This window comes from Aquidulcibacter sp. (assembly GCF_020253525.1).
GTDB lineage: Bacteria > Pseudomonadota > Alphaproteobacteria > Caulobacterales > Aquidulcibacteraceae > Aquidulcibacter.
This window is the reverse complement of record NZ_JADCBK010000068.1, coordinates 1-10,410: the sequence shown is the minus strand read 5'-3', so window position 1 is coordinate 10,410 and position 10,410 is coordinate 1. Positions and strand designations below refer to the sequence as shown.

The following is a 10,410-nucleotide window of genomic DNA, read 5'->3' as shown; positions in this document are numbered from 1 at the left end:
TTGCTATTTTGATCCCGATACGTCCTGGGACGCGGAAGACCGCATCATTAAAGCTGTCGATCAATCCTTGCCTGACGCTCTGAAGCCCTTGGTCGAGGTGCGCAATCAAGCCCGCGTACATGTGTGGTTTGAACAGCGCTTTGGCAGCCCCTATGCCCCTTTGAGCTGTACCGACGAATCGCTGGAGCGCTATTTGTGTTTCAGCGATGCCATCGCCGTACGGCTTGAAGCCGATGATAGCATCTCGATCGCTGCCCCGTTTGGGCTTGAGGATATGTTCGCGATGATTTTGCGCCCGAACCCCAAGCGGGGCGCAACAGGTAACACCAAAGCCAAAGTGGCCAGCATCCAAGCCCGCTGGCCCGAAGTACAATTCAAGGAAGTCTGATATGCGCCAATTTCTGGTCGATGCCTTTGCCGCAAAGCCGTTTACCGGCAATCCCGCTTGTGTGGTGGAGCCCTTTGATAGGTGGCCAGAGGCGGCCTGGATGCAGACTTTGGCGATGGAGAATAATCAGGCCGAGACCGCCTATTTGTTGAGGACTGACGACCCTGCCCGCTTCGGCTTGCGCTGGTTTACCCCCGCGCTCGAAATCCCCTTGTGCGGCCACGCGACTTTGGCGTCTGCCCATGTGCTTTTGCAAGAATTGGGCGTTACCGCACCGGTTCTGACCTTCGATACGCTGAGTGGCGAATTGACCGTGCGACGGCTGGATGATGGCCAGCTAGAGCTTAACTTCCCCGCCAATCCACCCGTTCAAATCGAGACCCCAGCCGGTTTGGCAGAGGCTTTAGGCGCAGAGGTGGTTGAAACATGGGTTGGCAATTATGCTGTTGCCATTGTGAAGAATGAAAGCGTCTTGCGAGCGCTCACGCCAAACCATGCCGAAATTGAGCGGATTTGCACCGAGAAATTAGAACGCAATCGCGGCAATCTGATGGTGTCCGCTTTTGCTGATGCGGGTGCCGATTATGAGATTGTCAGCCGCTTCTTTGCCCCGGGATCGGGCATTGCCGAAGACCCCGTAACAGGTTCTGCCCATTGCATCATCGCGCCCTTATTTTCAGCCAAATTGGGCAAGCCGATCATCACCTACTTCCAAGCCTATCCGGGCCGCGGCGGGGCTTTAACGTGCGAAGTTCAAGGTGACCGCGTGCTCTTGCGGGGTAGGGCTGTGACTGTACTCGACGGGCAATTGCGGGTTTAGCCCCCTTCCTTGTTGGACCACTTCCCCCTAAACCCGTGGTCAAATTGTTGGAGAAACGTGATGGCAAATCCTGAGTGGAAGCGCGTTGAAGCGCATATGAACCGGGTCTTCCGCACAAAGGACGTGATTTTAAAGCCACGCGCCGGGGTGAAGGATTCGATGGAAGTGTATTTGGGTCCTGAATTCTTGGGTACCGTCTATATCGATGAAGATGAAGGCGAAACCTCTTACATCTTTGAAATGGCCATTCTGGACATTGATCTGGAAGACTAAAATCCCCCACAAAAAATTGGAAGAAGCCCGCCCCAGATCGCCTGCGGCGGGCTTTTCTTTGGTGCGCTTACAAGACACTCAACATGCTGGCGACCAAGGGATGGCGCACGATATCGACTTCGGCTAAACGAACCACCGCCACATCGTCCAACCGATCCAACGCATCGGCAATTTGGCCAAGGCCCGACAACTCGGGCAAAAGATCTGTCTGAGCGGGATCGCCTGTCACGACCATGGTGGAATGCCAGCCCAATCGCGTGAGCAGCATTTTGAGTTGGCCATAGGTGCAGTTTTGCGCCTCATCAATCACCACAAACGCATTGTTCAAGGTCCTGCCCCGCATGAAGCCAATGGGGGCGATTTCGATCAGGCCTTCCACCATCATGGTTTTAAGCCGCTTGGGGCTGAGACGATCTGAAAGTGCATCCATGAGGGGTCGCAAATAGGGCGCGAGTTTTTCTTCCATGTGGCCCGGCAAGAAGCCAATCGATTCACCGGCTTCCACCGCTGGCCGTGACAGGACGATGCGCGATACTCTGCCCGCTTCAAGCGCCTCAACCGCTTTTGAAATCGCCAGATAGGTTTTGCCGGTACCAGCGGGGCCGATCGCAACCACCAACGGATTGGAATCAATCGCATCCAACAATCTTTCCTGTCCGGCCGTACGCGGCTTGACCTTTTTCAAGAAGCTCTGATCGCGGTCCAGCCCATCATCCTGTGCCGTGGGGTTCCAGCCAAACAGCGCCCGCACATTGGATTCCTCCTGCCCATAGGAGCCATGTTTCGAGCCCCCCAAGCTGTGCGACTGACGCGACTGCTCTGCTTGATCACGGGTGCGACGGACTGCTGGGCGTTTAGCCATAGACATGCTCCTTCAGGACTTGCTTCTTGGAAACAAAAAACGCCGCAGACCTTGGGGCTGCGGCGCGCATAGACTTGTTGGTTTGCAACAAGACGCTCAAAGATCCGACCCGAGGGTCGGCAGGGTCTGGATCATGAATGGTCGCGCGTGCGATCACTGAACCCCCTTATCGCGTGAGCGTCGAAGACCTCTTCGACCTTGCCGCGAATCTCTGTTGCGATGTCATCCTAGCAGAGTAAATGAGTTGTTAACGTCATAAATTCTTATCGAAGGGAATTTTCCTATGAGCTTCATCCAGGGTGCCTATTCTTTGGGCGATGCGACCCCCACACTGCCTGCGCCGGGCAATTATTGGATCGCGCCCAATGCGACCGTGATTGGCAATTGCATCCTGCATCATAATGCAAGCGTCTGGTTTAATGCGGTTTTGCGCGGGGATAATGATCCGATCACCATCGGCGAGAACTCCAATATCCAAGATGGCGCGATCCTTCACACCGACCTTGGCATCCCGCTTACCATCGGCAAGAACGTCACCGTCGGTCATTTGGCTATGCTCCATGGGTGCGAAATTGGCGACAATAGCTTGATTGGAATCGGGGCGGTGGTGCTAAATCGAGCAGTGATTGGCAAAAATTGTATCATTGGTGCAAAAGCTCTCATCCCCGAAGGCAAAGTGATTCCGGACAATTCGCTCGTCATGGGTGCACCCGGCAAAGTGATTCGCGAAGTCCTACCCGAACAAGCTCAATTTCTAACTGGCTCTGCTTTACATTATGTCGAGAATTGGAAACGCTTTCACACCAACTTGAAGCCAGTGCCTGCAGGATAGCCCCAACCGTCATATGGTTGGAATAAAACTCAGCTATCCACCCTTCAGCGTCTAGCCGCTGGAGGGAATATGTTTCGTGCCACTCATTTCGTCCTTGTGCCAGCTTGCTTGAGCTTGGTCCTTGCAGGCTGTGCAACAGAGCTTCCACTTGCAGAGCGGATTGCGCGGGCAACCCCCGCGGTGACAGTTGTGGCGCGCGGTGAAACGGTCCCAGTTGGCTCTGCCAATCAAGATGCTGCCGATGACCCAGCAATCTGGCGCAACCCTGCCCGTCCAGAGGCAAGCCTAATCATTGGGACAGACAAGAAGGCCGGGCTTTATGCCTATGATTTGAACGGCAAGATCCGCGACTTCTATGATGCAGGGCGGGTGAATAATGTCGATCTGCGGGCTAATATCCTTGTAGCCGACACTCCCCGCATATTGGTTGCAGCCAGTGACCGCAACGACCTAACCCAAGCCAAAATCGCCCTCTTCACGTTAGACGCCGAGACAGCAAAGCTCGCCCCAATTGGCACCGTGCCCGCAGGGACTGGTGAGGCCTATGGCATTTGCTTGGGGCACAGCGAGGGGAAGCTTTATGCCTTCATGGTACTGAAGGACGGCACGATCCATCAGATTGCGCTGGATTTAACCGGCCCCGCGCCTTCTGGCGAAATTGTGCGCTCGCTGAAACTTGCCACCCAATCGGAGGGGTGCGTGGTGGATGAGCAAACCCAACGCCTTTATGTGGCGGAAGAAGATGTCGGCCTGTGGCGCTTTGATGCGCGCCCTACGGGTTCAACCAGTCCGACCAAAATTGCTTCTGCCGATGGTAAAAACATTGTCGCAGACGCTGAAGGGGTGGCCCTTGCCGAGGGGCCAGAGGGTGGGCGCTATATCCTTGTCTCCAGTCAAGGCGACAATGCCTACACAATCTTTCGGGCCAGCGATGAGGCGTATGTCGGCCGCTTTCGAATTGCCGAGGGGACTTTTGGCGCGACCGAAGAGACCGATGGGATTGAGCTAATTGTCGGCGATTTTGGCCCGGCTTATCCCGGCGGCCTCTTCATCGCCCAAGATGGCATCCAAGCCGGAGGTGCGCAGAATTTCAAGCTCGTTGCGTGGGACGATATCAAAACGGCCGTTGGCCTACCAAGATAATCCCATAAAAATCAAGCGCTTGACCTAAATCAAGCGCTTGATTGAAGCTCGATTTCGACGTCACAAACGCTTAGATCGCGCCGTGGCAGGCCTTAAAGCGCTTGCCAGACCCGCAAGGGCATGGGGCGTTGCGGGGTGTATCAAGCCACGCCCGCGGCATAGGACCTAAAGGCGATGGAACCAAATCATCTGCCGCCGCACCCATTTCGTCCAAGCCGGTATTGGGCAATGGATGGCTCGACAGCCAATTGGGATTGAGGCCCATGCCATCGCCAATGCCTGCACCAAACCCACCGTCAATCGTCGCCATACTGGGGTCGAAGTCAGGTGGCACCATGGGCTGATCGGGTTGGATCAATTGCACATTCATCAAAAAGCGCGTGACATCGGTGCGCAAATCTGTGCGCATCTTCTCAAACATGGAGAAGGCATCGGTCTTATATTCGATCAGTGGGTCGCGCTGGCCATAACCGCGCAAATGGATCACCGAACGCAAATGGTCGACTTGGCTCAAATGCTCGCGCCATTTGAGGTCAATTGTCTGCAACAAAACCTGCTTTTCGATATAGCGTGACTGCTCTTCGCCCATCAACGCCACTTTCTCCGACCAAGCCTTATCGGAGGCCTCAATTATGGCTTGGCGAATATCATTATCATCTATGCCTTCTTGAGCGGCCATATCCTTGGCAGGGATGTCCAAACCAAGGATTTCTTTCACCTCAGTTTCTAGGCCATCGGTATCCCATTGCTCGGGCAATAGTTTCGGCGGCATGTAATATTCGCACAAGGTGTCGATCACTTCATGGCGCATGTGGCGCACGGTTTCTTCGACATCTTCGGCACGCATGAACTCTTTGCGCTCTTCAAAAATCTGCTTGCGCTGATCATTGATGACGTCATCATATTTCAAGAGGTTCTTGCGGATTTCAAAGTTGCGGGCTTCAACTCGCTTCTGGCTGATTTCCATCGCCTTGTTCATCATGCGCTCTTCGATCGGCTCATCTTCAGCCACTTTGAGAACGCGCAAGATGCCCGCCATGCGTTCACCGCCGAAAATGCGCAGAAGGTCATCATCACAAGAGATATAGAAACGGCTCTTGCCGGGGTCGCCCTGGCGACCTGTCCGGCCACGCAGCTGGTTGTCGATCCGCCGGCTTTCATGGCGTTCGGTCCCCAAAACATAAAGACCGCCCAATTCCATCGCTTTGGCTTTTTTGACCGCAATATCGGCCATGATTTCATCATGCAGGCTCTTGAGTTCTGTTTCGGTCATCGACCGGCCCCAAGCAGCCTCACGGGTGCGACGCTCTTTCTCAAGGCGCATTTCTGGGTTGCCGCCCAGCTGAATATCAGTCCCGCGACCAGCCATATTGGTCGCAATCGTTACCGCACCTGGCACACCGGCTTCCGCAACAATTTCGGCTTCTTCTGCGTGCTTGTGGGCGTTCAAGACGGAGTGCGGAATGTTTTCAGCTTTGAGAAGCTCTGAAATGGCTTCTGATTTTTCAATCGAGGCCGTACCCACCAGAATAGGCTGGCCACGTTCATAGCATTCGCGAATGTCGCGCATGATGGCTTTATGCTTACCGGCCTCATTTTGATAGACGACGTCATTCTCGTCGATCCGGGCAACCGGGCGATTGGTCGGAATTTCGACCACTTGCAGATTGTAGATATCTTCGAACTCGGCCGCTTCTGTCTGGGCCGTCCCGGTCATCCCACCCAGCTTTTCATAAAGCCGGAAGTAGTTTTGGAAGGTGATAGAGGCCAAGGTTTGGTTTTCGGGTTGCACCGGAACCTGTTCCTTAGCTTCGATGGCTTGGTGCAAGCCTTCCGACAAACGCCGACCCGTCATCATCCGGCCGGTAAACTCGTCAATCAGGACCACTTCGTCGTCTTTGACGATATAGTCCTTATCGCGCGTGTAGAGCACATGGGCGCGCAAAGCTTGGTTGGCGTGGTGCACAATCGTGGTGTTCACGGCCTCATACAGCGCGCCTTCCAACAAGCCCCGCTCACGCAGCAAGTCTTCAATATGCTCAGAGCCCTTCTCGGTATAAACCGCTGAGCGCTGCTTCTCATCATGCTCATAATCATCCTTGTCGAGCAGATAGATGAGTTCATCCATGGCGCGATAGAAATCAGAGCGGTCATCGGTTGGCCCCGAAATGATCAAGGGGGTACGCGCTTCATCGATCAGAATGGAGTCGACCTCGTCCACAATCGCGAAATGATGGTCGCGCTGGACCATTTCATCGAGCGAATATTTCAAGTTATCGCGCAGATAATCAAAGCCAAACTCGTTATTGGTGCCATAGGTGATATCCTTGGCGTAATTGATGCGGCGTTCCCGGTCGTCGAGGCCTGGGACAATCACACCGGTTTCCATGCCGAGGAAGCCATAAACCCGGCCCATCCATTCCGCGTCGCGTCTGGCCAGATAGTCATTGACCGTCACAACATGGGCACCCTTGCCTTGCAGGGCATTCAGATAGACGGGCGCGGTTGCCACCAAGGTTTTGCCTTCCCCCGTGCGCATTTCGGCGATCGCGCCAGAGTTGAGCACCATGCCGCCGACCAGCTGTACATCATAATGACGCTGACCAATCGCGCGGAAAGCAGCCTCCCGCACCACGGCAAAGGCTTCGTCTAAAATATCATCAAGGGTCGCACCGGCGGCAAGCTTGGCCTTGAACTCATCGGTCTTGCCGCGCAACGCGTCATCGCTCAGCGCTTTGATACCTGCTTCCAACGGGTTGATCCGCTGTTCGACCCGCTGGATCAACGACTTCACGCGGCGCTCGTTGGAGGAACCAAACAGCTTCTTGACGATATTCAACATGAATTTCTGGCCTGACCTGCGCCGGAAACCCCGGCAATAATGGAGCCCTACACATCTGATGCACCAGATATGTAAGGGGCGCGAAAGCCGCGCCAAAGCAACTCGTTTGGTCCGTGAGGTAAGAACGCGGCGAAAGCATGTCAACGCGCGTCCATGCACTGCACGACAAAAAGGTGCTTTAAGCTCTCCCTTGCCAGCGTTTGCGTGCTAGGTCATGGGGAAAAATCAGGGAGAGAAACATGTCATATGCGTTTTGTAGCACAGAAATCACGGGCCGCGTCCTAACTGTCACCATTAACCGCCCCGAATCTATGAATGCGCTACACCCCCCAGCCAATGCCGAACTGGCAGAGGTGTTTGATGGGTTTGCCGCCAATTCAGATCTGTGGGTTGCCATCATCACGGGCGCAGGCGACCGCGCCTTTAGCGCAGGCAATGACCTCAAATACCAAGCATCTGGCGGCAAAATGTACGTGCCTGAAAGCGGCTTTGCCGGCCTGACCAGCCGCTTTGATTTAACCAAGCCTGTCATTGCCGCCGTGAATGGGATTGCTATGGGCGGTGGGTTTGAGATCGCACTGGCATGCGACCTCATCATCGCCTCCGATAATGCGGTATTTGCCTTGCCAGAGCCAAAAGTCGGCTTGGCAGCCTTGGCAGGCGGTCTGCACCGTTTGCCGCGCCAGATTGGCCAGAAACAAGCTATGGGCATGATTTTAACCGGCCGCCGTGTTGGTGCTGAAGAAGGTAAAACACTGGGCTTCGTCAATGAAGTGACAACCCAAGCTGACCTTTTAACACGGGCACATGCCTGGGCGGATATGATTGTGGAATGTTCGCCCACGTCCATCCGTGCCTCGAAAGAAGCTGTCTATCGCGGCTTGGATGAACCCACATTGGAGGCTGCCTATCGCGGCCAGTCCAAATATGGCGAGATCAATGCCATGTTTAAGTCGCCCAATTTGATCGAGGGGCCAATGGCTTTTGCCCAAAAGCGCAAGCCACAATGGACAGGCTAAACGCTATTTTCACTTGCCCAGACAGCGGCTTCACGCCAAACAAAGGGCAAACCAAGTGTAAATCTTGCGACGGGGAGTTCTTAGATGGCCACAGCGGCAGCTGAAGATCGGTTTGACTATATCATCATTGGCGCTGGCAGCGCTGGCTGCGTGCTCGCCAATCGATTAAGCGAAGACCCTTCAGTGCGAGTCTTGGTCTTGGAAGCCGGTGGGCGAGACAATTCCTTCCTCGTCCGCATGCCCGCCGGTGTTGGCACGCTCATCAAAGGCAAGAATGCCCATAATTGGGCCTTCACGACCGAGCCGCAAACCCATCTCAACAACCGCCCGCTTTATTGGCCGCGCGGCAAGGGCTGGGGCGGGTCAAGCTCGATCAATGGCATGATCTATATTCGCGGCCATGCCCGCGATTATGACCAGTGGGCGCAAAAGGGTCTGAAGGGATGGAGCTTTTCTGAAGTCCTGCCCTATTTCAAACGCTCCGAAACCTTAGAGACCGGTGGTGACGCGTTTCACGGCTCAAACGGGCCCTTGCATGTGTCGTGGGGCAAGTCGGCCAACCCGCTCTATCACGCTCTGGTGGAATCAGCAGTCCAAGCTGGCCACAAAAAGTCTGAAGACTTTAACGGCTATGACCAAGAAGGTTTTGGTGCCTATCAATTGACCGTCAAGGATGGCGAGCGTTGGTCAGCCTCTTTCGCTTATCTCAAGCCAGCCCTTTCACGTCCTAATTTAGCCGTGCGCAGCCATGCCTACACCACAAAGCTTTTGTTTGAGGACAAGGTCTGTGTTGGCGTTGAATATGCCCATGACGAGAAGTCGCCCCGCTCGCGGGTCTATGCCAACAAGGAAGTTTTGGTGTGCGCTGGGGCTGTGCAATCGCCGCAAATCCTGATGGTGTCGGGCATTGGCCCAGCCGAAACGCTCAAGCGTGTTGGCGTGGATGTGTTGGTGGATAGCCCCGACGTCGGACAGAATTTGCAAGACCATTTGGACGTGCTGCTTTTGCAGAATTGCACCCAACCCATCACCGCCTTCTCGCTTAATCGCGGCCTGAAACAATATCTGACCGCCTTGACCTATTTGTTCCGCAAGGAAGGCTTGGGCCGTGAGAACTTCCTCGAGTCAGGCGGCTTTGCGAAATCGCGCGAAGGCCTCGACCGACCTGATCTGCAGTTCCATTTCGTCAATGCCTTGGTGCAAGACCATGGCAATGTAGCGGCCACCCAAGACGGCTTTTCGCTGCATGTGTGCCAGTTGCGCCCTGAAAGCCGGGGTGAGATCAGCTTAGCAAGTGCCAATCCATTTGCAGCGCCGAAAATCGATCCCAATTATCTAGCGGCCGAAGAAGACCGGCGTGCCCTGCGCGAGGGGCTGAAAATTGGCCGCAAAGTCTTGAGCCAGCCTGCCCTGTCGCCCTATCGCGGCGATGAGTTTAAGCCAGGCGCGCATGTCCAATCGGACGAGGAAATTGACGCCTATATCAAAGCAACAGCCGAGACGATTTATCACCCAATCGGTACCTGTCGCATGGGCACGGATAAGGCCTCGGTGGTGGACAAGGATTGCAAAGTACGCGGCGTGAAGAACCTCCGTGTGGTCGATGCGTCGGTGATGCCAACCCTGATCGGCGGCAATACCAATGCCCCCACCATGATGATCGCGGAAAAAATCTCCGACCATATTCGTGGCAAGAAATTCCTGCCCGCCGAAGACGTCGCCGTCGCCTAACAACCAGCCCCCCCCCACGATGTTATCCTCGCCGGAACGCAGTGGAGAGCGGGTACCTTGTGGGACTGTGCGGCCTAGATGGCAACACTGAGCATAGTTATTTCATCTGGAAGGCGCATGCGCAGGCCCTGCCTGCCCCAAAGGCCATACGTTATTGTTCGTGGGCGATTGGTCGCGTCAAGTCCAGATTTCCTTTGGAAATCTGCCGCGGAGCGGCGCGAAGCGGACTTGACCCGTCAAATCGCCCGAGCACGATAAAGGAAGCGTTTTTGTGACCAGAATGGGCACCAAAACGCTTCTAGATAAAAACTCTCCCCACCCCCACGATGTCATCCCCGCCGGAACGAAGTGGAGAGCGGGGACCCCATGGGACTTTGCGGCAGGAGGTCCCGGATCGGCTGCGCCGTCCGGGATGACATCGTTTCTTTGAATGACACCAACACCTATAGCCCCGCGAGGAAAAGACCTCCGGGGGTTCGGCTTTTGCCCTTGGGATAAGG

At 55.0% G+C, this 10,410-nt stretch carries 9 protein-coding genes and 1 pseudogene; 7 read left to right on the top strand and 3 right to left on the bottom strand.

Annotation, left to right across the window (positions count from 1 at the left end; all coding sequences use genetic code 11):
- The 3 genes from IOB61_RS09265 to IOB61_RS09255 form a co-directional block, all read left to right on the top strand.
- The coding region (locus IOB61_RS09265) for a nucleotidyltransferase family protein (protein ID WP_290815471.1) at positions 1–388 on the top strand (388 nt) is incomplete at its 5' end.
- Position 389: 1 nt separating this feature from the next.
- The gene (locus tag IOB61_RS09260; protein ID WP_290815468.1) at positions 390–1,208 is read left to right on the top strand and encodes a PhzF family phenazine biosynthesis protein; all 819 of its coding nucleotides are present in this window, start codon (positions 390–392) and stop codon (positions 1,206–1,208) included.
- Between the two features lie 60 nt (positions 1,209–1,268).
- Complete coding sequence (locus IOB61_RS09255; RefSeq protein ID WP_085339282.1) at positions 1,269–1,481, top strand: DUF3126 family protein; 213 nt, start codon at positions 1,269–1,271, stop codon at positions 1,479–1,481.
- Positions 1,482–1,548: 67 nt separating this feature from the next.
- Here the strand turns inward: IOB61_RS09255 and IOB61_RS09250 are convergent.
- Both IOB61_RS09250 and IOB61_RS09245 read right to left on the bottom strand, forming a co-directional pair.
- Positions 1,549–2,181 (bottom strand): annotated as a pseudogene (locus IOB61_RS09250) (PhoH family protein); the annotation flags it as partial.
- A gap of 154 nt (positions 2,182–2,335) precedes the next feature.
- A complete protein-coding gene (locus tag IOB61_RS09245; protein WP_290815463.1) occupies positions 2,336–2,500 on the bottom strand; it encodes a hypothetical protein in 165 nt (54 codons plus the stop codon).
- 126 nt (positions 2,501–2,626) lie between these two features.
- Here IOB61_RS09245 and IOB61_RS09240 point away from each other — a divergent pair, with 126 nt between their 5' ends.
- Both IOB61_RS09240 and IOB61_RS09235 read left to right on the top strand, forming a co-directional pair.
- Entirely contained in the window at positions 2,627–3,175 is a 549-nt protein-coding gene (locus IOB61_RS09240) for a gamma carbonic anhydrase family protein (RefSeq protein ID WP_290815460.1), read from the top strand.
- A gap of 69 nt (positions 3,176–3,244) precedes the next feature.
- Entirely contained in the window at positions 3,245–4,318 is a 1,074-nt protein-coding gene (locus IOB61_RS09235; RefSeq protein WP_290815457.1) for a phytase, read from the top strand.
- Between the two features lie 70 nt (positions 4,319–4,388).
- On the opposite strand, the gene secA is transcribed toward IOB61_RS09235, so the two are convergent.
- Positions 4,389–7,160: a preprotein translocase subunit SecA gene (gene secA, locus IOB61_RS09230; protein ID WP_290815454.1), complete on the bottom strand. Its 2,772-nt coding sequence runs from the start codon at positions 7,158–7,160 to the stop codon at positions 4,389–4,391.
- Positions 7,161–7,399: 239 nt separating this feature from the next.
- On the opposite strand from secA, the gene IOB61_RS09225 reads away from it, so the two are divergent.
- Together IOB61_RS09225 and IOB61_RS09220 are read left to right on the top strand one after the other, a co-directional pair.
- A complete protein-coding gene (locus IOB61_RS09225; protein ID WP_290815451.1) occupies positions 7,400–8,179 on the top strand; it encodes an enoyl-CoA hydratase-related protein in 780 nt (259 codons plus the stop codon).
- Between the two features lie 84 nt (positions 8,180–8,263).
- Positions 8,264–9,910, top strand: a complete 1,647-nt coding sequence (locus IOB61_RS09220) for a choline dehydrogenase (protein WP_290815448.1) — start codon at positions 8,264–8,266, stop codon at positions 9,908–9,910.
- The last annotated feature ends 500 nt before the right edge of the window (positions 9,911–10,410 follow it).

Excerpts from the sequence above, each read along its gene's own strand:
- IOB61_RS09240 (WP_290815460.1), top strand. The coding sequence starts at position 2,627 with ATGAGCTTCATCCAGGGTGCCTATTCTTTGGGCGATGCGACCCCCACA.
- IOB61_RS09220 (WP_290815448.1), top strand. The coding sequence starts at position 8,264 with ATGGCCACAGCGGCAGCTGAAGATCGGTTTGACTATATCATCATTGGC.
- secA (WP_290815454.1), bottom strand. The coding sequence starts at position 7,160 with ATGTTGAATATCGTCAAGAAGCTGTTTGGTTCCTCCAACGAGCGCCGC.
- IOB61_RS09235 (WP_290815457.1), top strand. The coding sequence starts at position 3,245 with ATGTTTCGTGCCACTCATTTCGTCCTTGTGCCAGCTTGCTTGAGCTTG.
- IOB61_RS09260 (WP_290815468.1), top strand. The coding sequence starts at position 390 with ATGCGCCAATTTCTGGTCGATGCCTTTGCCGCAAAGCCGTTTACCGGC.
- IOB61_RS09255 (WP_085339282.1), top strand. The coding sequence starts at position 1,269 with ATGGCAAATCCTGAGTGGAAGCGCGTTGAAGCGCATATGAACCGGGTC.
- IOB61_RS09225 (WP_290815451.1), top strand. The coding sequence starts at position 7,400 with ATGTCATATGCGTTTTGTAGCACAGAAATCACGGGCCGCGTCCTAACT.